Annotated in this window: 20 protein-coding genes; 4 read left to right on the top strand and 16 right to left on the bottom strand. The window is 69.0% G+C overall.

Annotated elements, in window-relative coordinates:
• Positions 1-11: 11 nt before the first annotated feature.
• From P0W64_RS04135 to P0W64_RS04105, 7 genes are all read right to left on the bottom strand, one after another.
• The gene (locus P0W64_RS04135) at positions 12-545 is read right to left on the bottom strand and encodes a GNAT family N-acetyltransferase (RefSeq protein ID WP_275478802.1); all 534 of its coding nucleotides are present in this window, start codon (positions 543-545) and stop codon (positions 12-14) included.
• Positions 542-1,627, bottom strand: coding sequence for an alpha/beta fold hydrolase (locus P0W64_RS04130; RefSeq protein ID WP_275478801.1), 1,086 nt, complete (start codon positions 1,625-1,627; stop codon positions 542-544). Before P0W64_RS04130 ends, P0W64_RS04135 begins: the two co-directional genes overlap by 4 nt.
• Positions 1,611-1,925 carry a hypothetical protein gene (locus tag P0W64_RS04125; RefSeq protein WP_275478800.1) on the bottom strand — a complete coding sequence of 105 codons (315 nt, stop codon included), beginning with the start codon at positions 1,923-1,925 and terminating at the stop codon, positions 1,611-1,613. Before P0W64_RS04125 ends, P0W64_RS04130 begins: the two co-directional genes overlap by 17 nt.
• A 245-nt stretch (positions 1,926-2,170) precedes the next feature.
• A complete protein-coding gene (locus P0W64_RS04120; protein ID WP_275478799.1) occupies positions 2,171-2,653 on the bottom strand; it encodes a DUF5130 family protein in 483 nt (160 codons plus the stop codon).
• Positions 2,640-2,891 (bottom strand): hypothetical protein, encoded by a 252-nt coding sequence (locus tag P0W64_RS04115; RefSeq protein WP_275478798.1) that lies wholly within the window; start codon positions 2,889-2,891, stop codon positions 2,640-2,642. Before P0W64_RS04115 ends, P0W64_RS04120 begins: the two co-directional genes overlap by 14 nt.
• Positions 2,892-2,963: 72 nt before the next feature.
• Positions 2,964-3,518, bottom strand: a complete 555-nt coding sequence (locus tag P0W64_RS04110) for an HNH endonuclease (protein WP_275478797.1) — start codon at positions 3,516-3,518, stop codon at positions 2,964-2,966.
• 234 nt (positions 3,519-3,752) lie between these two features.
• The gene (locus P0W64_RS04105) at positions 3,753-5,048 is read right to left on the bottom strand and encodes a TetR/AcrR family transcriptional regulator (protein WP_275478796.1); all 1,296 of its coding nucleotides are present in this window, start codon (positions 5,046-5,048) and stop codon (positions 3,753-3,755) included.
• Between the two features lie 111 nt (positions 5,049-5,159).
• On the opposite strand from P0W64_RS04105, the gene P0W64_RS04100 reads away from it, so the two are divergent.
• A complete protein-coding gene (locus P0W64_RS04100; RefSeq protein ID WP_275478795.1) occupies positions 5,160-5,543 on the top strand; it encodes a globin in 384 nt (127 codons plus the stop codon).
• A 12-nt stretch (positions 5,544-5,555) separates the two neighbouring features.
• Positions 5,556-7,184 carry a glycoside hydrolase family 13 protein gene (locus P0W64_RS04095; protein WP_275478794.1) on the top strand — a complete coding sequence of 543 codons (1,629 nt, stop codon included), beginning with the start codon at positions 5,556-5,558 and terminating at the stop codon, positions 7,182-7,184.
• Between the two features lie 7 nt (positions 7,185-7,191).
• On the opposite strand, the gene P0W64_RS04090 is transcribed toward P0W64_RS04095, so the two are convergent.
• On the bottom strand, positions 7,192-7,692 hold the full coding sequence (locus P0W64_RS04090; protein WP_275478793.1) for a DUF4188 domain-containing protein: 501 nt from the start codon (positions 7,690-7,692) through the stop codon (positions 7,192-7,194).
• A gap of 96 nt (positions 7,693-7,788) precedes the next feature.
• On the opposite strand from P0W64_RS04090, the gene P0W64_RS04085 reads away from it, so the two are divergent.
• Positions 7,789-8,421: a MerR family transcriptional regulator gene (locus P0W64_RS04085; protein WP_275478792.1), complete on the top strand. Its 633-nt coding sequence runs from the start codon at positions 7,789-7,791 to the stop codon at positions 8,419-8,421.
• Between the two features lie 50 nt (positions 8,422-8,471).
• Here P0W64_RS04085 and P0W64_RS04080 read toward each other — a convergent pair whose 3' ends face one another.
• The 3 genes from P0W64_RS04080 to P0W64_RS04070 are packed head-to-tail and all read right to left on the bottom strand — an operon-like array spanning position 8,472 to position 14,339.
• Entirely contained in the window at positions 8,472-9,128 is a 657-nt protein-coding gene (locus tag P0W64_RS04080) for a hypothetical protein (RefSeq protein WP_275478791.1), read from the bottom strand.
• Positions 9,125-9,595: a thioesterase family protein gene (locus P0W64_RS04075; RefSeq protein WP_275478790.1), complete on the bottom strand. Its 471-nt coding sequence runs from the start codon at positions 9,593-9,595 to the stop codon at positions 9,125-9,127. The genes P0W64_RS04080 and P0W64_RS04075 overlap by 4 nt, the downstream gene beginning before the upstream one ends.
• A 16-nt stretch (positions 9,596-9,611) precedes the next feature.
• On the bottom strand, positions 9,612-14,339 hold the full coding sequence (locus P0W64_RS04070; RefSeq protein WP_275478789.1) for an NAD-glutamate dehydrogenase: 4,728 nt from the start codon (positions 14,337-14,339) through the stop codon (positions 9,612-9,614).
• A gap of 215 nt (positions 14,340-14,554) precedes the next feature.
• Between P0W64_RS04070 and P0W64_RS04065 the strand changes: the two genes are divergently transcribed.
• Entirely contained in the window at positions 14,555-17,257 is a 2,703-nt protein-coding gene (locus P0W64_RS04065; protein WP_275478788.1) for a LuxR family transcriptional regulator, read from the top strand.
• A gap of 17 nt (positions 17,258-17,274) precedes the next feature.
• On the opposite strand, the gene P0W64_RS04060 is transcribed toward P0W64_RS04065, so the two are convergent.
• The 5 genes from P0W64_RS04060 to P0W64_RS04040 all read right to left on the bottom strand — a co-directional run bounded on the left by P0W64_RS04060 (position 17,275) and on the right by P0W64_RS04040 (position 21,709).
• Positions 17,275-17,652, bottom strand: a complete 378-nt coding sequence (locus tag P0W64_RS04060) for a hypothetical protein (protein ID WP_275478787.1) — start codon at positions 17,650-17,652, stop codon at positions 17,275-17,277.
• A gap of 58 nt (positions 17,653-17,710) precedes the next feature.
• Positions 17,711-18,106 (bottom strand): hypothetical protein, encoded by a 396-nt coding sequence (locus P0W64_RS04055; RefSeq protein ID WP_275478786.1) that lies wholly within the window; start codon positions 18,104-18,106, stop codon positions 17,711-17,713.
• Between the two features lie 201 nt (positions 18,107-18,307).
• A complete protein-coding gene (gene ettA / locus P0W64_RS04050) occupies positions 18,308-19,981 on the bottom strand; it encodes an energy-dependent translational throttle protein EttA (protein ID WP_275478785.1) in 1,674 nt (557 codons plus the stop codon).
• Between the two features lie 77 nt (positions 19,982-20,058).
• Positions 20,059-21,003 carry an undecaprenyl-diphosphate phosphatase gene (locus P0W64_RS04045; protein WP_275478784.1) on the bottom strand — a complete coding sequence of 315 codons (945 nt, stop codon included), beginning with the start codon at positions 21,001-21,003 and terminating at the stop codon, positions 20,059-20,061.
• A gap of 163 nt (positions 21,004-21,166) precedes the next feature.
• A complete protein-coding gene (locus P0W64_RS04040; RefSeq protein WP_275478783.1) occupies positions 21,167-21,709 on the bottom strand; it encodes a single-stranded DNA-binding protein in 543 nt (180 codons plus the stop codon).
• Position 21,710 lies beyond the last annotated feature (1 nt).

The raw sequence follows: 21,710 nt of genomic DNA, 5'->3' as shown, positions 1-21,710 counted from the left end.
TCATGGTGCGGTCACGCCTGGATCGCATCGGTGATCCCGACGGTGTCCAGAAGCTCATGGGCGTCTCTCGCGAGGTACGCGAGCATGACCAGGTCGTGCAGTCGGCCGTCGCGATCGCGGATGTGGTCGCGCAACAGCGCCTCGCCGGTGAACCCGAGTTCGGAGAACATCTGCAGCACCGGCTCCTGCTCGGCGACGAGCTCGACCACGACCTTGCCGACGCCGGCCGACAGCGCACCGAGCAGCGCCGTCCGCACGAGTGACCGGCCGATGCCCGCGCCGCGGCCACTCGCGCGCACCACGAGCCTCAGTTCACCGACATGATCGGACCACCCGGGGAGGCGGTCGATCGCGCAATAGCCGACCAGGGCTCCGTCGTCGGACGTCGCAACCCAGTGCAGGTCGGGGTGTGCGACGAGCCGCCCGACCGCCGAGGTGTCGTGCAGGTCTTCGCGGATCAGTGTGCGGTCGGATTCGGACAGCGACGCGAACAGGTCGGCGAGGCCGACGGCGTCCGTCGCGACCAGTGAACGGATGGTCGTCATGTCAGGGGCTCGCTCTGCTTCTCCAAGAATTCGATGATGGTCGGAATGGTGGTCTTGGCGGCGGTGCGCCCCACGACCAGGCCGACATGCCCACCGGCCAACCGCAGATCCGTCTTGTCGGCCGACCCGACCAGGTCGAGCACCGGCGCGGCAGCCGCCTCGGGGACGATGTGGTCCTTCTTCCCGAGGACCGACAGGAAGGGCACCGTGATGTCGTTCAGGTGCACCCGATCTCCGCCGATCACGAGTCGATCGGACATCATCGCGTCGTCCCGATACAACATCCCGACCAACTGACGCGCGACCGCACCCGGCAGCGGGATGTGGTCCGTACCCCACCCCTGCATGGCCTGGTACGCCGCGACGTAGTCGTCGCTCCACAGCTTCTCCAGCAGATCGACGTAACCGGTCACCTCTGCGACCGGACGGAGGGTGCGGAAAGCGTTGTACACGACCGACGCCGGGACGTTGCCGTCCTCGTCCAAGACCGCTTCTACGTCTATGGGCGAGTCGCCGAGGGCGATCTCGACCATCTCCATACGCTTCAGGTCGACCGGACAGGCGATCACGGTGAGGCTCCGAATCGGCGTATCCGGGTGGTGCGCGGCATGCAGCAGTGTGAGCACGCCGCCGAAGCAGTAACCCAACAGGTTGATCCGGTCGGCGCCGGACGTGCGATGCACCTCCCGGATCGCCGCCGGGATGGCGCCGTCCACGTAGTACTCGAGGTCGTTGAGCGCATCCCGCTCGTCCGGCTCACCCCAGTCCAGGAGGTACACGTCGAATCCGGCGTCCTGTAGGTGCTCCACGAAACTGTTTCCGGGAGTCAGGTCCAGGATGTAGCTGCGGCTGATCAAGCTGAAGACGATCAACAGCGGCGGCCGGCGCCGGACGTCGTCGTTGCGATAGTGGAACAGCCGGGCGCGGCCGTTGCGCCAGACGGTGTCCTTGGGACTCGCCCCCAAGCGGGGGGCCGACAGACCGGCGGCCATCTTGATGCCGTTGCGGGCGCGTAGTGCATTGCGCTCCACCTCACGTCGGATCCGCCCGAGGACACCGCCCGGCTCAGGATCGGTCACCATCGGCCGTCCCCTGCCCGTCACGGCCGTCCCCGTCTCGCGTCTCCAGCTCCATGCGCAGCCGACGCAGCTCGAAGTCGATCTCCCCCACCTGTCGCCTCAGTCGCCGGACGTCGGTGGCCGTGGGCAGGTTCGCCAGATGCAGCACGCCGCCGCTCAGCGCGTCGATACGGGAGCCCACGGCTCTGCGGGTCGCGTTCACCACGCGTCCGACCGTCGCCAATTCGTCGGAACGGACGACCGCCTCGACGCCCGGCGTCACGGCGCGTTCGATCGCGTCATAGAGGCCTCGTAGACCCATCTGCTCCCGCCTCTCGCCCCGAACCGGACTGCACCGACCATCGTCGCAGGGGACGACGATCCGCGACGCCGAATCGCGTGTCTCGGCCGGAGATCGTCGGCGCTATCGCGTTGGCCGGCCCGTACGAGTCGGCACACCGGCCCGGAGCGCGCGCCCCGAGGCCGAGGCCGACGGACGGCCTCGCACGACGACAGCGCCCGTTCGGACCGAGATCCGAACGGGCGCTGTGTCTTTGCCAGTGGCGGTCAGGCCGTGGGCGGCTTGACCGCGGAGGACATGACGCGCAGGGCCGCGATGAGGCCGTCGACGAGCTGCCCCTGTTGGAACGGCGGGATGGCCGCGGTGACGCCGAGCTGCGCCACCTTGTCGCCCAGCTTGTGCTCGACCTCGTGTCCGGTGACCACGACGATATCGCGGCTGTTCGGGGACACGGCGATGAGCGCGGCGTATGCGGGCTCCGGGCAGTTCTTCAGCACTTCGGAGGCGCTGGCGAATGCGTCGTCCCCCAGGTCCCCGATGTACACGGAGAACCGGGCTCCGGTGTCACGCGTCGCGCGGATCAGCGCCTCGTCGAGGGCGATCAACTCCTGCCGCGTGAAAGGTGGGTTGGCCGCGGGCGATTCGGCGCGGCGCGTGGCGGAGATACGCCCGCTCGCGGTGATGGCGGCCCCGAGGGGCAGTCCACCCGCGGGTACGACCGTCGCGGTCTGCTGGTCACCACTTGCCACGTGCGGCACCTCCGATCAGCTCTTCGTTCGAATCGTGATGCCCGCCGTGGCCACCTACCTCGGGCTCGTCGACGGCGCTGAACAGCAGCGGCTCACGCGTCCAGGGCTCGCCGAGCTTGTACTCACCCGGCTTCTGGTACTTCTGGTTGCGCCCGGTCGCCATACCGATGACGACCAGCACGACTATCGCGACGGTGCCGACCACCACGATCGATCCGACGATGTCGAGTACGCTCACTCATCCACCTCTTCCAAGCCCTGCAATCGGCCTCCTACGGAGCGTAGTCGGCCGTGTCCCGTCCAACTTAACCTATGCGGCACCCATATCCAGATACGGGCACCAGGTCGGGTGGACCTCCTTGACGGAGGACAGCAGGCGCCAGTGACGACCCTGCGGCGCGCGCGGCTCGATCCTCAGCTTCCAGCCCAACTCGGACAGCAGCTTGTCGGCCTTCTTGTGGTTGCAGGGAGCGCAGCACGCCACGCAGTTCTCCCAGGTGTGGCCACCCCCGCGGGAGCGCGGCTGGACATGGTCGATGGTGTCGGCCTTGCCGCCGCAGTAGCCGCAGCGCGACTTGTCGCGATGCATGAGCGCCGCACGGGTGAGAGGGACGGTGGCCCGATACGGGACCCGCACGTAGGTGCGGAGACGGATCACCGAGGGCACAGACAGCGAACGGTCCGCTGAATGGATCAGCGGACCGTTCGGATCGTCGTGGACCACGTCGGCCCTGTCCCTGAGCATGAGCACTATCGCGCGCCGCATCGATATCGCCGTCAGCGGCTCGTACGTGGCGTTGAGTAGCAGGACCCGGTGCTTACCGAGGGGGTTACGTGCGGAGTCGATGGGTGTCACGGTCGCCATAGGCGCACCTGCGCTCTTCGTACCCTTCATCGACACACCACTCCAACCGCCGTCTCGCTCGCTTCGGCCGTCGGCCGTATGCCCGACGGCACCGCGCCCGGCCTATCCGGGCGTCCTATGTAGTGGAACACGCGAGCCGCCGATTCGCACCCCAATTCTGTGGCAACACGCAGGTCGAGTCGGGGACCTCGCGGTGAACGGAGCATGACGCTGGCAGGGTTCGTGACCGGCGGGTCATCTGCGCCCGACTACAGCCGAGTGCACCACTCGTCCCAACATCTCGGCCACGGCATCGACGTCTGCGAGGTGATCCTCGCCCGCCAGCGATCCCGCGACGGTCCGCTCGATCGCCCAGACGAGTGTTGCGGCATACTGGGCGGCAGGCGGCATCCCCTCATCGGCGTCCCCGCGGGCGTCGGATATGAGCACGGCGATCGCCTCCTCGACCGCCGCGATCACTTCGAGGTAGGCGGCGCGGAGCTCCGGAAGCCGCGGCCAATCGTGCACCGCGTTGCGCACGATCGGGCCACGCAGCACGTCGTGCGCAAGCCAGGTGCGCATCAGCTGCACGAAGTCCTCGGGGCCGTTCAGGGGCACCGTGCCCAGCGCGGCAACGTCATCCACTACCTGGGACGCCGCGCTACGGAACAGCGCCACGAAGGCGTCCTCCTTACTCCGGAAGTAGAAGTAGAACGAAGCGCGCGACGTTCCCGCGCGCTCGATCACCTTCGCGACGCTTATATCCGCCAGCGACATACCGTCGAGCAGCTCCGCCATCGCTCCGAGCAGGACGCGCGCGGTCTCGGTGTCGAGGTCGGGCTGCGGTGTGGTCGGCGGCGCGGGCGGCGCCATGGCCGGCGTCGCTCGCGTCCGCGTGGCGGCGACGTTCCCCCCGCCGCGCGGGTCGCCGTAGACGACCGCCTGGTGCAGCGCAGCGAGCGGGGCAATCACGTCCCCTGGGTCCTGCAGCACCGGATCCAACCCGCGGGAACTCACGTAGAAGACACGTTCGACAGCTGAGACCAGCAGGTACGCAAGCATCCTCGCGTCGGACCCGGCGGGTGCGGCACCCACCGCACGCTCATGCGCGATCTGCTCGGCGACCGAGTCCACGAAACGCGCGAACGTGTAACGCCACGCCTCCGCGATGGTCGGCTGTGTGTGCATGTGCTCGATCACGGCGAAGATCATCGGACCATGCGCGGACCACATGTCGAGAGTGCGCGCCAACGTCTCGCCCATGGTGTGCACACGTATGCGTCCGGGTGCCGAATCCCACGGCGCGGCTTCGGAATACGACTGGCCGACCAGCTTCGACAGGAGTGCCACCACGACGCTGTACTTGTTGGGGAAGTAGTGATAGAAGTTGGCGCGCGAGAGCTTCGCGTTCTCGAGGATCTGCGCGACCGTGAGTTCCTGCAGCGAGGTCTCGGCCAGCAGCTTCTCGGTCGCATCGAACACCGCGACCTCCGCCGCGGATGTCCCGTCGTACTGCCGCGGGCGCCGGCGGCTGAATACGCCCTGTGCCATCGCCTCAAATTACATGATGTCTGGACACCACGACTGGTGTCGGTCGAAGTCCGCAGATACGTGGACCGTACGGATCGTAACCCGCGAGTCGGCCCGTGCCAGACTTGAACCGTGAGCACGTTCTACGAGGAGGTCGGCGGGGCGGACACGTTCCGCGACCTGATCCACCGGTTCTATCAGGAGGTCGCGAAGGACGAGCTGCTCCGGCCGATGTACCCCGAAGAGGACCTCGGGCCGGCAGAGGACCGGCTGCGGATGTTCTTCGAGCAGTACTGGGGCGGCCCCCGGACCTACTCCGATCGGAGAGGACATCCGCGGCTGCGCATGCGACACGTCCCGTTCTCGGTGACCCCGCTCGCGCGGGATGCGTGGCTGCGGTGCATGTACATCGCGATCGCGTCCATCGGAGAGGACCGGATGGACGCCGAGCACCGCTCCCAGCTGACCGCCTACTGTGAGATGGCGGCGGACATGATGGTCAACACGCCGATGTGACCGAAGCGGCCGATGTCGCGCCCCGATGACCCGAGCACACGAACAAGGAGTGGGATGACCAGGTCCACGCAGTGGTGGCAGGATGCGATCTTCTACCAGGTCTACCCACGCTCGTTCTCCGACTCGAACGGTGACGGGGTCGGCGATCTCGCAGGGATAACCGAGCGTCTCGGGTACCTCGAACTGCTGGGAGTGGATGCACTGTGGCTGTCCCCCGTCACTGTGTCTCCGATGGCCGACCACGGCTACGACGTTGCCGACCCGCGCGACATCGACCCGCTCTTCGGCACCGTCGGCGACCTGGACGCGCTGATCTCCGAAGCACACTCGCGCGATATCAGGGTCACGATGGACCTCGTGCCCAACCACACCTCGAACCAGCACCCGTGGTTCCGGGCCGCCCTGGCGGCGGCGCCCGGAAGTCCCGAGCGCGCGCGGTACATATTCCGCGACGGGCGCGGTCCCGACGGCGCCGAGCCGCCGAACAACTGGCCTAGCGTCTTCGGCGGGCCGGCGTGGCACCGGGTCACCGAGGCCGATGGGACGCCGGGGCAGTGGTATCTGCACCTCTTCGCCCCCGAGCAGCCCGACCTGAACTGGGAGAACGACGAGGTCTTCGCCGACCTCGCGAAGACCCTGCGGTTCTGGCTCGACCGCGGCGTCGACGGCTTCCGGATCGACGTCGCGCACGGGATGGCGAAACCTGCGGGCCTGCCGGACATGGACATCACGCACAACGAACTGCTGATCAACGACGACGACGATCTGCGCTTCAACAACCCCGGGGTGCACGCGATCCACCGTCGTATCCGATCGGTGATGGACGAGTACCCGGGGCGGGTCACCGTCGGCGAGGTGTGGGTGCGGGACAACGAGAGGTTCGCGGAGTATGTGCGGCCCGACGAACTGCATCTGGGCTTCAACTTCCGGCTGGCCGAAGCGCACTGGGACGCGTCCGACATCCAGGAGGCCGTCGACAACTCGCTCCTGGCCGTCGAATCCGTGGGCGGGGTCGCGACGTGGACGCTGTCGAACCACGATGTCGAGCGAGAGGTCACCCGATACGGCACCGAGGCGGGCGCGTCGCGCGAAGTGGGGCTGCGGCGCGCGCGGGCGATGATCCTCGTCGAGCTCGCACTGCCCGGCACCGTATTCCTCTACAACGGCTCGGAGCTGGGCCTGCCCAATGTCGACCTGCCCGACGACGCCCTGCAGGATCCGGTGTGGGAACGCTCAGGACACACCGAGCGCGGCCGCGACGGCTGCCGCGTGCCGATCCCCTGGGAGGGGTCAGCACCGCCCTACGGCTTCTCGACCACCCCCGACACGTGGCTGCCCATGCCCGACGACTGGGCCGACCTGACCGCCGAGGCGGAGCTCGAGGATCTGGATTCGACTCTCACGCTGTATCGCGAGGCGATCGAACTGCGGAAGACGCGACCGGAGTTCGCGGGGGCGGCCATCGAGTGGTACGGCGCCCCGCCCGAATGCCTGGCGTTCCGACGCGTCGGCGGCCGGTTGAGCTGTGTGCTGAACGCGTCCGCGGAGCCCGTGGCCCTGCCGGGCGGCGAGGTACTTCTATCGTCCGCGCCCCTCATCGACGGGAAGCTCCCGGCCGACGCCGCGGCGTGGCTCGCGTAGTCGACGCCTAGGCCGACATACTCGCCTGGGCGTTCATCCGCTCGCGGGACGTACGCCCGCGCCGCGACAGAGCGACGGTGCCGACGGCACGCCCGAGCCCCTCACCGGCCATGTTGCCGTAGATGGCCTCGTGCTCGCCCGCAGGCACGCGGTAGGTCTCGTGCCAGAGGCCGTACCCGACGCCCCTGGCGCTGTGGGTGAGCTGGTACATCTTCAGCCATGCGGGACGGTGGCGATGGTCGTCGCTGCGCGCGTAGCGTTCGAGCTCCTCGAAGCTGCGCCAGTACTGCACGACGATCGGCCCCTGCTTGGCGAGGGCATTGAAACCGCCGAGGTAGCCGAGGGAAGCGTCGTCCCGGAGGTTCCGTTCCAGCTCGGCCTGCATACGGAACATCGCGATCGTCGCGAAGCCCAGCTGGTCGACGCGCCAGGGCCGGTGGACCTTCATACCGAGCACGAAGACGACGAGGTCGTCGGTGTGGGCGTCGGTGACGAATTCGAACTTCATGGCCGTTATCCGTTCCGTTGGCTGCACTATCTGGGATAGTTTCCGTATCCCACATTGGATAGTACAGCTATCTCGTGTCAGGATCCAGGGGTGCGCTTGGCTGAACTCTCCGCGGAGACCGGTGCGTCCACCGCGACGCTGAAGTACTACATGCGCGAGGGCGTGCTCCCCACGGGCAACCTCGTGAGCCGCACCGAGTCCTCCTACGACGACAGCCATGTCGCGCGCGTACGGCTGATCCGAGCCCTGGCCGAGTCGGGCGGACTCCCCCTCAGTCGCATCAAATCCGTCCTGGCAGCGCTCGACTCGCCTCCCGAGAGCCGGCACGAGCTGCTCGGCGTGGCACAGGCCGCCATCGACGCCGGACCTCCCGCCGATCCAGACCCGAACTGGACGGCTACCGCGGAGGCGTTCATCGCCGAGCGGGGCTGGCGGATCGAGGACGGGAGCCCACTGGTCGCCACCCTCGGCGAGCGGATGCGCGCCCTGGTCGCGGCGGGCATCGCGACCGGCGAAAGCGGCGACGGCGCGCGCGCCCTGCACGGGTGGGCCGATGCAGCAGAGAAGATCGCGGAGGTCGACGTGGACCTCCTCCCCCGGGAGCCCGCCGAGGCCCTGCGCTACGCCATCGTCGCAACGGTGCTCTCGGATCCGCTGTTGATCACGCTGCGTCGGCTCGCCGACCAGGCGCGCAGCGCGCGCACCAATGCACCGCCCGACGACATGTAGGGATCCCGCCCCCTTGGACGTGCCCCTCTGGGCGCCGGCTCGACCGCGACTCAGACCAGCAGACGGGGGCCCGCCTCGGCCCGTTGGTAGAGAGACCCGTAGCGCGCGTCGAGGCGCACCCAGGTCGCGCTCGCCCGGACGCGCACCGGTTCGTCGGGACCGTCCCCGGCGAAGCCCATGGCACGCAAGGCGAACGTGGTCCGAAGCGCGATGCCCACGGTGCGGCCGGCACCCTCGACCTCGAGGACGTGGCTGTCCAGGAGCGACGGTGGTGGGCCGGCCGGGCCGCCGGTCTCCCGCCCTACCTCCGCGCCGTGCTCCGCCAGCTCGTGCAGCACCTTCGCGGGAACGCTGTCGAGGAGATCGAAGCCGTCAGGAGGTGGGAGCGCACCGCGCCATGCCGAGTCCATCGAGTAGCCGGTGTCGACGTCCACGTCGCCGGACTGTAGCGAGTCCCTCACCAGCGCCGCGGACGCGACCATGGAGTCCGGTGACACCGCACCCGGGATCACCCGCACGGCGAGGATGCCGAAACCGGTCGCCCCCCACACCTCGATCACCGGCTGGCCCGGCGACTCCGGAGTGGCCACGGGATCGCGGCGCCGGACCCGGAGCACGGCAGACTCGTCCGTACGGAGCAGCCGCGAAACGAACGCCACGAGATCGGCGCGCGCGGCGTCCGGAACCCGCAGGAACCGCTCGCTCATTCCGTGCACTCGAAACTCTTCAGGTACTCACGTTGCTCCGGGGAGAGACGGTGCACCCGTTGGGATTCCACATCGAACGCCGCGAGTCGCACGATGGCCGAAACCGCCGCCGCCGAGCAGGAATCCGTATCGGCTGCGCGTACCTCGTGATGCACCACGAAGTCCGCCGCGCGCACCTTCGACGTCGACATCGTCACCTGCAGCGGCGAATCCTGGTGCCGCAGTTGGCCCCTGTAATCCACCTCGATGCGCGCGACCAACAGTCCGGCCTCGAGCGGCTTGGTCGGGGCGTCGGGTGCGAACAACAGGGGGATGCGGGCCTCCTCCAGTAGCGTCACCATGCGCGCGTTGTTGATGTGCTGGTAGGCATCCATGTCGGACCATCGCACGTCCACCGGGACCACGAGGCCACGCTCCGTGCGTCGCCCTGTGATCCCGGCGGCCGTATAGGTGAGGTTCGCAGTCACCACTTCACGATATGCCCTATCGGATGAGCGACCGCAGGGCGCGGGTCGCTACGGACAGGCTGGACTCGTTCTCCTGTGGCTGGTCGAGGATCTCGTCGACCAGCGTGCGGACGCGACCGAAGCGGTTCGCGTTGCTCTGCTCCCACTCGGCGATCTTCTCGTCGACCGAGTCGCCGGGGTCGGTGAGCTCGAGGACGTCGACGGCCAGTGCCCGCAGGGCCCCGTAGACGTCGTCGCGCAGCGCGAGCCGCGCCATCTCGCCCCACCGGCCCTCGCGCGGGAGCGCGGTCACGGCAGCGAGGATGTCGCCGATGTGCAGGTGCCGCTGTAGGCCGAAGTACAGCTGGCCCACCTCCTCCACGGAGCGGTCCGTGATATCGGAGATGTCCACCATGTCCAGCAGACTGAACCGGTTCAGCATCGCGTACACGCGGTAGGCGAGTTCCTCCGGCACGCCGTCGGCGATCGCTCGCTGAATGCCCGAGCGTTCGCGCTCGTCGAGCTGGATCTCCCAGTCCCCCATGGCCGCGGCGAGTGCGCGGACGGCGCCGGAGTACCGGGCGATCTCGGCGCCCATCGCGATCGGCTGCGGGCGGTTGGCAAGCAGCCAGCGCGCGGCGCGGTCGAGGATGCGGCGGCTCTCGGCGAGCAGCGCATTCTCGGTGCGGGCGGGCGCGCCGACGGCGAGGATCTCCTGCCACAGGGTCGGCAGGTCGAAGATCTCGGTGACGGCCACGAAGGCGCGCACCGCGTCCGACGCCTTCGCGCCCGTCTCCTCCTCCAGCCGGAACGCATAGGTGAGACCGCCGTCGTCGACCACCGAGTTGGCGATCATCGTCGCGACGATCTCCCGACGCAGCGGATGCTGGCCGATGCCGTCGCCCGCCCGCTCGCGCAGTGCCTCAGGGAAGTACGACGGCAGTCGCCCGGTGAGCAGGTCGTTGTCGGGCAGGTCACCGGAGAGCAGATCGCCCTTGAGGACCAGCTTCACGTGCGCCATCAGGTTGCACAGCTCGGGCGAGCTGAGACCCGAGCCGTCCGCGCGGCGGCGCTCCAATTCCTTGGGCGTGGGCAGGGCCTCTAGTTCGAGGTCGACGCCGTGTCTAGTCGCCAGCGACCGCAGCATACGGGCGTGCACCTCGGACAACTGATGGGCCTGCTGGCGCGAAACGCTCAGCTCGCGATTCTGGGAGATGTTGTCCGCCAATACGAGCGACGCGACATCGTCGGTCATCGAGACCAGCAGGTCGTGCCGATCGCCGGCCTCCAGCGCTCCGGAAGCGATCTGGCGGTCGATCAGGACCTTGATGTTGACCTCGTGGTCCGAGCAGTCGACGCCCGCCGAGTTGTCCATCGCGTCCGTGTTCACGCGTCCGCCGGACCGGTCGAACTCGATGCGGCCCAGCGCCGTCAGGCCGAGGTTACCGCCCTCGCCGACCACCTTGGCCCTCAACTGATTCGCGTTCACGCGAATGGCATCGTTCGCGCGGTCACCGACCTGCGCATCGGACTCCGTGGATGCCTTGACGTATGTGCCGATGCCGCCGTTCCACAACAGGTCCACCGGGGCCAGCAGCACCGCGCGGATCAGCTCGGGTGGGCTCATCTCGGTCACCGAGTCGTCGATGCCCAGCGCGGCACGCATCTCCGCGGTGACGGCGATGGACTTCTGCTCGCGGCTGAACACGCCGCCGCCGCGGCTGATGAGTGCCGGGTCGTAGTCCGCCCAGGACGAGCGCGGAAGTTCGAACAGTCTTGTCCGCTCGGCGAATCCAGTGGCCGCATCGGGATTCGGATCCACGAAGACGTGCCGGTGGTCGAAGGCCGCGACTAGACGGATGTGCTCGGACAACAGCATACCGTTGCCGAACACGTCGCCGGACATGTCGCCGATGCCGACGGCGGTGAAGTCCTCGGTCTGGGTGTCGTGCCCCATCTCCTGGAAGTGCTTCTTCACCGCCTCCCATGCGCCGCGGGCGGTGATACCCATGCCCTTGTGGTCGTAACCCTCGGAACCGCCGGACGCGAAAGCGTCGCCGAGCCAGAATCCATATTCTCCGGCAACGGAATTCGCGATGTCCGAGAATGTCGCGGTGCCCTTGTCCGCTGCCACGACGAGGTACGTATCGTCTCCGTCCCGGCGCACAACACGCTCCGGCGGGACCACCGAACCGTCGGCGGCCAGGTTGTCTGTGACGTCCAGCAGCGACGAGATGAACAGGCGGTAGCAGGCGATGCCCTCGGCGCGCTGCGCGTCACGGTCGGCGGCCGCATCCCCCGTGGGCGCGGGCGGCTGCTTCACCACGAAACCGCCCTTCGCGCCCACCGGCACGATAACGGCGTTCTTCACCGCCTGCGCCTTGACCAGGCCGAGGATCTCGGTGCGGAAGTCCTCGCGGCGGTCCGACCACCGGAGGCCGCCGCGCGCGACCATACCGAACCGCAGGTGTACGCCCTCGACGCGCGGCGAGTAGACGAATATCTCGAACTTCGGCCGCGGCTTCGGCGCCTCCGGAATGTGATCGGGCTCCAGTTTGAACGACAACACCGACCGCGGCGTACCATCGGGCTCGGTACGGAAGTAGTTGGTGCGCACCGTAGCCCGTAGAACATGCAGGTATGCGCGCAGAATCCGGTCGGTGTCCAGGCTGGTGACCGCCGCCAGCAGCTCAGCGAGGCGCTCATCGGCTGCGGCGGCCGCAGCGGCATCGGCCCGCTCCGGGTCGAAGGTCGCGCCGAACAGGTCGACCAGCGCCTTGGCGGCGTCGCGCTGGTTCAGCAGCACCTGCGCGATATGGCCGCGCGTATACGCGAATCCACACTGCCGCAGATACATCGCAACGGCACGCAGCAGAGCCACCTGCCGCCACTCGAGTCCGGCGTGCAGTATCAGCTCGTTGAAGCGGTCGACCTCGCTGCGGCCCTCCCACATCGCCAGCACGCCGTCCGTGGCGCGGCGCCGCAGCTCGTCGACGTAGGTCTCGATGTCGGTATCGCCGCGGTCGGCACTCGCCGCCTCGCGCACGGAAGGCGGCACCTTGAGTCCGAAATCGTATACGGCGCACTCGACTCCGTCGGGACGGACCACCGTGTACGGGCGCTCGTCCAGCACCTCGACGCCGAGAGACTGCAGCAGAGGCAACACCTTGGACAGCGATGCAGTGGTGCCGGCCAGGTACATCGCGAACCGCAGCGTGCCCGGCACGATCGGCTCGCGGTCGTAGAAGTACATGTCGACGCCGCCCGGCTCGAGCCGCTCCAGGCGGGCGATGTCCGCGAGCCCGCGCTCGGCGTTCACGTCCTCTTTGTACGTCGCGGAGACCCCGGACGCGTACTCCGCGATCCGCGCGGCGTCACCTCCCGACTGCCGGGCCGCGTCGACGAGGTCTTCGTCCCACGTACGGCTCGCGGTCGCCAGCAGGGCCTCGATGCGCGCCTCCTCGTCGTGACCCAGCTCTGGCACGGCACCGTCGGACGGTGGAAGCAGCGTGAACTGCAGTGTGGCCGTGGCAGATTCGGTCACCCGTGCGGTGAAGCTGTCCACATCGAGACCCGTCTCGACGTCCAGCACGGTGGCCAGGCGTCCGCGTGAACGCGTGTTATAGCGGTCCCGCGGTAGGTAGACGAGTGCAGTCGCGAAGCGCCCCAAAGGATCTCGACGCAGGAACAGACGCAGGTCGGTACCGGGGTGAAGATCGCGGAGGGAGGCGAAGATCCGGGTCAGCTCGGCCTCGGAGCCGACGAGCAGATCGAGCCGAGGGTAGGTCTGGGCGAACTCGAGCACAGCCTGACCGGTGAAGCTGCTCTCGGTGAGTCCGAGCTCGGCGAAGACGCGTTCGAGTTTGCCGGACACCGTCGGGATGTCGAGAACGTTCTCGTGCTGCCCGAGGATCGTGAGAGTGAGGGCGAAGCAGTTCTTCTCGCCGTCGGCGGTGCGTGTGAGCAGCAGGAACGGCGCGCCCGCGGTCTCCACCCCGAGCGGATCCGCGAGTTCGACGATCGCGACCCCACCGGGCTCGGACGGTGCTGCGGTGTCGAGCGCCTTGCGGGCGAGCGCCGACGCGGTGGCGGAGCGGAGGACACCGAGGGTCTCTCCGTCGGCGCCCAGGTACCCGACGAGTTTGGTGTGCCCGGCGGACAGCCAGCTGAGCAGGTCCTTGGGCGACTGCCCCGCGGGGGTGGACGTCGCCGCAGACGTGGCCGCCGCGAACCGGTCGGCCAACCTGCGAGTGTCCTCCTGGATACCTCCCACCCGGTCGAGCGCGACGGTGACCGCGCCCGCGAACGCGTCGAGGTGTGCCTCGTCCGTCTCCGGCGCCAGCACGACATGGATCCAGGACTCGCGGACGCCGTCGGAGGGCGCGGCGTCGTCCGCTCGGTCCGCGCCGGCGGCGATCAGTGCACCGTCCGGGCCGCGCCGGACGGCGAGGATCGGGTGGATGACATCGACGACCGTGACTCCAGCGTCACGCGCGGCGTCCGTGACCGACCCGACTAGCAGGGGCATGTCGTCGACGACGACCTGGAGCGCGGGACCGACGCCGTCGTCCCTCCCGTAGGAGCGCAGCAGCCTGCTTCCCGGCTCGCGCTTCGCGGCGAGGTCTCGGTGCGCAGCTACGACCTCGGCGCCCGCATCAGTGCCGGCGAGCGCGCTGCCGCGCAGGTACACCTCCCCGAAACCATCGGTGGCGGCGTTCGTGGACTCGGTGGAGATTCGCGAATCGGGCGCAGACAACTCTGTCACTTCCTCAGACAGGTAGACGCCACCGGGTTCCCGCGAGGGGTCGGCGGGAGCGGTGGCTCAGGTGCGTTTTCACCGGGGCAGGTAACCCCGCTGTAACACTAGTCACTACTCCGGCGTACGTCTGCTGACCAGCGGAACCCGAATCGCGGGCTGCACGCGTTCCGCACAGCGGGCGCGAGGCGGTGAACCGGGCGATATCTCGCTACGGTCGAGGAATGGGGTCAGGGGGCGGTTCGCAGGCCACCTGGGAGTTCGTCGGGCGCAAGGAGGAGCTGCACCGCCTGGCGGCGGAGTCGGCTGTACAGAGCGACCGCGGCGTCTCGGTGATCCTCGTCGAGGGCCCGCCGGGAATCGGGAAGAGCCGCCTGCTCGATGAACTGCGGGGTCGCACAGCGCACCGCGCACAGCGAGTGGCCCGTGCGACGCCCACCGAGTTCGACGGTGCGACGCCGTTCGAGACGGTGCGCCACTTACTGGACGACATCGGCGGCACCGAGGACTTCGTCTCATTCCTGGACGGCGCGGATATCCGGCGCCTGCGCGGAGCGCTCGTCGCGCTGCTCGACGAAACCGACACGCTGCTCGTCATCGACGACGTGCACTGGGTGGACAGTGAATCGCAGATCCTCCTGGCAGACGTGCTGCGCGGCCCGCGGCGCACACACCATCTCGCCGTCGTACTGTCGTACCGGACAGGCCGGTGCCCGGCCCGCCTCGCCCGGACGGCCCCCGGCGCACTCCACCTGCAACTGCCGCCGCTCTCGACCGACGACGTAGCCGATCTCCTCCCCGCGCTCGCTGCCGATCATCGCGAGCATCTGATGGCGGTGTCTGGCGGAAACCCTCTGTATCTGGGACTCCTCGCCGGTCTGCCGCGCGACCGACTGCCGGCCCCCGGCGACGAGGTCGGCGAGTTCGCGCCCGGTGACAGCGGGGCACTCGACCGCACGCTCCGTGCAGAGCTCGCGTCGCTCCCCACCGTCGAGCGGCTCACCGTGCGCGCCGCTGCGGTGTGCGACGACCTGTCGGATATCGAACTCGTCGCGTCGATCGCCAAGCTACCGCGGGAGGACGTGGCCGACGGCCTGGACGCCCTCGCCGAGCGCGGGCTGCTCGTCGCAGACGCGACGACGATCCGCTTCGCGCACCCTCTCGTCCGCACAGCGGCGCTCCGGATGTCGGGCGCCGCGTGGCAGATTCTCGCGCATCGCCGTGCCGCCGGCTACCTGCGCTCCGCGGGCGCATCCCCGCTCGCCGTCGCCCATCATCTCGAGCGTGCACTGCGCGGACACGACCCCGATACGTCCGCCGCGCTGGTCGAGGCCGCCGCCCTCGCACTGCCCTTCGCGCCCGCGACCAGTGCACGCTGGCTGTCGGCGGTGCTCGCCCTGTCCCCCGAGGGGGACGAGGTCCAACGTGAGCGGACGCTGCTGCTCGGCCGCGCACACCTGATGGCGGGCAGACCCGCCGAGGCGCTCGACGCTCTCGGAAGTCTGCTGGGAACGCCGGCCCGGGAACCACTGATGCTCGCCGCACAGTGCGCGCGCACGTTGGGCGATCTGACCCGCGCCCGCGAGCTCGTCGACGCCGCTGCCGCCCTACCCGACGCCGCACGCGACGGGCCCCTGCAGATCGAGTTAACGACCCTGGACCTGCAGGAGGGTTCCTACGGGATCGCGACGCGGCGTGTCGCCGCGCTGCTCGGCGCGTCCGACACAGCGCCTTCCGTGCGCGCCGCCGCACATGCGCTACGGGCGCTCGCCCTCCTCGCCGACGGTGCCATCGACGAGGCGATCGCGTCGTACACCGAGGCGGAACGCGGCTTCGCGTCGGTTCCCGACCGTGAAGCGGCCGACATCGTGCACTCCTTCTCGGCGATGGGATGGGCCGGCTTCCTGCTGGACCGCCACGACCGCGTGCCCGCCCATCTCGACCGGGCGCTACGGATCAGCCGTCGGCACGGCCGCGACTACGCACATCCGGAGCTGCACACCGCGCGCGCTTTCCTGCTTGTCAAGCTCGGACGCCTCGACGAGGCCATCGATGCAGCGGACGACGCGGCCGACGCGGCCCGGCGCTTCGGTTATCCCGATCTGGCCGCGCTGTCCGGCGCGGCGCGGCTACGCGCGGTGGCCGCACGCGAAGCGGATCGTGGCACCGTCGTCGCCGCGTGGCACGCGCTGGACTCGCTGGCGCGCCCCTCAGTCGACTGGTGGCGGCAGGTGGTGGACGGCGCGCTCGCCGAGGTGGGGATGCCGCTCGGCCTACGCCCGGCCCCGGCGGTATCCGACGGCGCAGTGCCGCAACGGGATCCGATGCTCCCGTCTCGCCTCTCCGGCAAGGTGTTCAACCTGCTCGCACGGCGCGAGATCGGCGCTGCCCGGGTGCACGTCGACGCCGCGATCGAGGTCGCCAACCAGTCGCGGCTCCCCACTCAGCTCGCGATGGCGCTGATGACCCGCGGGGCGGTGGGCCTCGCGGAGGGCGATCCCGCATCGGCGGCGACCGACGCGTGCTCCGCCGCGGACCTGTATGCGGCGCAGGGCATGAGCGTGCACGCCGGACGCGCGACTCTGCTGGCGGCCTCGGCTGCGAGCGCAGCGGGCGACTTCGACTCCGCCACCGCCCGGATCGCATCTGCGCGGCACGCGTTCGACGCCGCAGGGGCCGGCGGCTACGCGGCAACGGCGGTCTCGATGCAGCGCGCCCTCGCCGGGCGCCGGACCGCGACTCCCGCCGAGTCGCTGACACGGCGGGAACGGCAGGTCGCGGATCTCGTCGCCCGCGGCCTCACCAACAAGGAGATCGCCGCCGAGCTCTACGTCAGCCCCCGCACCGTCGACGACCATCTCGGCAAGATCCTCCGCAAGCTCGGAATACGGAGCCGCGCCGCGGTAGCGGCGCGCCTGGAGGACTAGCGTCACTCCCTACTTCGTCACTCGGGCACCGCGGTGGGCAGCGGCACGGTCGGCTGCGTCGCCGTGGGCTGCGTCGGCTTCCGCTTGGGTGGGGTCGTGGCGGTGGGTGGCACTGTCATCGTCGGCCGCGGCCGGACGGTGACCGTGGGACGCGGAGGGCACGCGATGAGGCCCGGGGAGGCCGGATTCGGGGTCGCCACGCACGGTCGGCACGGCGTCCCGGGTCTCAGTCCCACGGTGGGGCACCGCGGGATCGTCGGTCGCGTGACAGTCGTCGGCTGCCCCGGCCCGCTGATCGGCGGCGCGGCAGAGCTGGCCGACACGCCGACACCGGCGACCAGCGCCGCCCCCAGCGCCAGCGGTGCGGCCACCCCCAGCACGAGCTTCGTAGACATCTTGATCATTTTCTCCCCTAAGGCTTTCCGTCTGACGGTCCGGATGCGGCTATCAACGTCACTTCTTCTGGGTCTTCACCGGAACCACCGGCCCGACGCTGACCTTGCCGCCGCCCCCGCCGGTACTTCCGCCGCCGATGATGATGATGACGCCGCCCCCCGATCGGCTGCCGGCGCTGGAGCCGGCCCCGCCGCCCGTCGTGCCCTTGGGCGGTTCCGGCGTCGGCTTCTTCGGCGTGGCGGGAACGACCACCTTGGTCGCCGTACCCCTGACTTCGCCTGTCCGGTCGTTGCGGTAGACCTTGACGATCTCGTTCCCCTGGTTGTATTGGTCCACCTTGGTCCAGGTGTCATCCTGCGGCCGCGCGGATGCCGCCGGCGCCGCCACCGAACCGATCGCCCCCGCCAATACGAACGGCGCCAGGACTCCCACAACCTTCTTCGACAGTCTCATCTCGTCCTCCCCATCGGGATAGTCGGTGTTGAACCGCGGTGCCGCGGCTCGACACCGAGCGTGCCGAACAGGACGTGCGCCGAACATCCGTGAGAACACGGGTTGTCCATAGGCCCGTACCGCCCAGTGGACCCTTCCTGAGATCGACGAAGGGGCGCCGGTTCCAGCACGGAACCAGCGCCCCCTCGGGACTTCGGACACTCAGTCGCGCGTGAGACGCCGGTGCGTGACGCGGTGCGGGCGGGCGGCCTCGGCGCCGAGGCGCTCGATCTTGTTGGCCTCGTACGCCTCGAAATTGCCCTCGAACCAGAACCACTGCCCCTCGGAGATGTTGCCCTCCCACGCCAGGATGTGCGTGCAGGTGCGGTCGAGGAACCATCGATCGTGGGAGATCACCACGGCGCAGCCCGGGAAGTCGGTCAGCGCGTTCTCGAGCGAGCTCAGGGTCTCGACGTCCAAATCGTTGGTCGGCTCGTCGAGGAGGATCAGGTTGCCGCCCTCCTTGAGGGTCAGGGCCAGGTTGAGACGGTTGCGCTCACCGCCCGAGAGCACCTCGGCGGGCTTCTGCTGGTCCGGTCCCTTGAAGCCGAATGCCGAGACGTACGCGCGCGACGGCATCTCGTTCTGCCCGACGGTGATGTGGTCGAGCCCGTCTGAGACGACCTCGAAGACCGTCTTCTTGGGGTCGATGTTGGAGCGCCCCTGATCGACGTAGCTGAGCTTGACTGTGTCGCCGACCTTGACGTCGCCCGAGTCCGGCTGCTCGAGTCCGACGATGGTCTTGAACAGCGTGGTCTTGCCGACACCGTTGGGGCCGATCACGCCGACAATGCCGTTGCGCGGCAGCGTGAACGACAGATCCTTGATGAGGACGCGATCGCCGAAGCCCTTGTCCAGGTGCCCGACCTCGACGACGACGTTGCCCAGACGAGGCGGGGTCGGGATCTGGATCTCCTCGAAATCCAGCTTGCGGTGCTTCTCCGCCTCCGCTGCCATCTCCTCGTAGCGGGCCAGGCGGGCCTTGTTCTTTGTCTGCCTGGCCTTGGCACCCGAACGGACCCACTCCAGCTCCTCTTTGAGACGGCGTTGCAGCTTCTGGTCCTTCTTGCCCTGGACCTCGAGCCGCTCGGCCTTCTTCTCCAGGTACGTGGAGTAGTTGCCCTCGTAGGGATGCAGCTTGCCGCGGTCGACCTCGCAGATCCACTGCGCGACGTGGTCCAGGAAGTACCTGTCGTGCGTGACCGCCAGGACCGCGCCCGGGTAGTTCGCGAGGTGCTGCTCGAGCCATAGCACGGACTCGGCGTCCAGGTGGTTGGTGGGCTCGTCGAGCAGTAGTAGGTCGGGCTTACTCAGCAACAGCCGGCACAGCGCGACACGGCGCCGCTCACCGCCCGAGAGGTTGGTGACGGGCAGGTCGCCCGGCGGGCAGCGCAGCGCGTCCATCGCCTGCTCGATCTGCGAGTCCACGTCCCACGCGTCGACGGCGTCGAGCTTCTCCTGGAGCCGGCCCATCTCCTCCATGAGCTCGTCGGAATAGTCCGTCGCCATGAGCTCCGCGATCTCGTTGAACCGGCGGAGGTTGACCATTGTCTCGCCGAGACCCTCCTCGACGTTCTCCTTGACCGTCTTGTCCTCGTCCAGTGGAGGCTCCTGCAGGAGGATCCCGACGGTGGCCTCCGGGTCCAGGAACGCCTCGCCGTTGCTGGGCTGGTCCAGCCCGGCCATGATCTTGAGGATCGACGACTTACCGGCGCCGTTCGGTCCGACGACGCCGATCTTCGCGCCCGGATAGAACGCCATGGTGACGTCGTCCAGGATCACCTTGTCACCGTGCGCCTTGCGCACCTTCTTCATCGTGTAGATGAACTCAGCCATGGCGTCCAGCGTAGGCGGTCGGGACGATCGGTCACACGGCGGTCGGCAGCGTGGTCACGCGGTCGCGGCGCGCATCGTCAGACCGCGGTCGCGCCGAGCCAGACGAGAGCGACCGAACCCGCGAGGATGCAGTAGATCCCGAACGGACGCATCGTGCGCGTCGCGAGGTAACGGGTGAGGAAGCGCACCGACAGGTACGCCCCGACACCCGAGAGCACCGACCCGAACAGCACCTGTGGCCAGATGCCGCTGCCGTCGACGAACAGCTCGGGCAGCTTCAGCAGACCCGCGGCCAGGATGACGGGCGTCGCGAGCAGGAAGGCGAACCGCGCCGCGTCCTCGCGTGACAACCCCTTACCCAGGCCCGCGGCGGTCGTCACGCCGGAACGGGATATGCCCGGCGCCAACGCCAGGATCTGGGCGGCGCCGATTGCGATCGCCGAACCGAAGCCGAGATGCGCGAGGCGCGCGTCCGACTCCGGACCGCTGACGCGCTCGTCGACGTACACCGAGGGGGCCGGAGCCGCCCCCGGTCCGGCGCGGTGTGTCCCCCCGCGCGATCCGCCCCGCGCCGCCAGTCCCTCGATCGCGAGCAGGACCGCTCCGTTGACGATGAGCAGCACCGCTGTCGGGAACGGCTTCGCGAGGTGGGTTCGCATGAAATGGTCGCCGGCCAGCCCCACCAGCCCGACGGGGATCGTCGCGGCGATCACCATCCAGATCAGCTTCTGGTCGCCCGTCTCTATGCGGCGAGTACGGAACGTGGTGAAGAGCGCGCCGATGAGGCGCACCCAGTCCCGGCGGAAGTACACGATGAGGCCGATGGCCGTCGCCACGTGCAGTGCCACCACGAAGGACAGGTATTGCGAACCGCTGCGCGACATGTCCAGGTCTTGGGCCCACCGGCCGCCGACCATCGCGGGGATCAGCACGCTGTGCCCCAGGCTCGACACCGGGAACAGCTCCGTGACGCCCTGCAACAGGCCGGTCACGCCCGCCTCCGCCCACGTCAGACTGGACATCGAGTCTCCTCCGCTCACCGACCCGCGGGCCGCCCCTCCCTGCGAGGGTCGGTCCCAGGTCTACCGGCGACGCGCTGAGGCGGGGCTGAGTGCGACCACGCAGTCACCTCGATCGCGCGCCGGGCCGGGACGGTCCGGCGGACGGTGTTGTGCGCGCCCGGCGTCAGAACGGCGGTTCGTCGTCGGTCGGAGGCTCGGCCGCACCCGGGTCACCGTCGCCGTCGGACGTGCCCGTACCCACCACGGCGAGACGGGGCGAACCGCCGTTGGCGGCAAGCGCCCCGTCCGTGCCGGTCGCAGCGACCGGCGTCTCGCCCGCCTGCGGCAGGTCTCGGCTACGCGAGCCCGTGCCCGTGTACTCGGCCCCGCACGACCTCAGATTGAGGCCGATGGCGTCGGCACGCAGTTCGAGCAGGCTGCGGCGTTGCCCGTCGACGCCCGTGAAGGACTCGTGGCGTAGTTCGCCGTGCACCATCACCGGCCGGCCCTTCGCGACGGCGCCGCGCGCATTGCGCGCGAGCGCGCCGAACGCCTTGACCGTGAGCCACAGCGTGCTCGTCGTCTCCCAGGTCCCGTTGTCGGTGTAGTAGCCGTTGTTGTGCGCCATCTGGAAGGTCAGGAAGTCGTGCCGTTCATCCTTCTGGGACTGCCTGAAGGTGAAGTCGTTGGTGACCTTGCCTGTCGCGTAGATGAATGCTCCCGGCATC

This window comes from Tsukamurella sp. 8F, assembly GCF_029167375.1.
Lineage (GTDB): Bacteria > Actinomycetota > Actinomycetes > Mycobacteriales > Mycobacteriaceae > Tsukamurella.
Note: the sequence above shows the minus strand (reverse complement) of the source record. Positions and strands in the feature narration are given on the sequence as shown.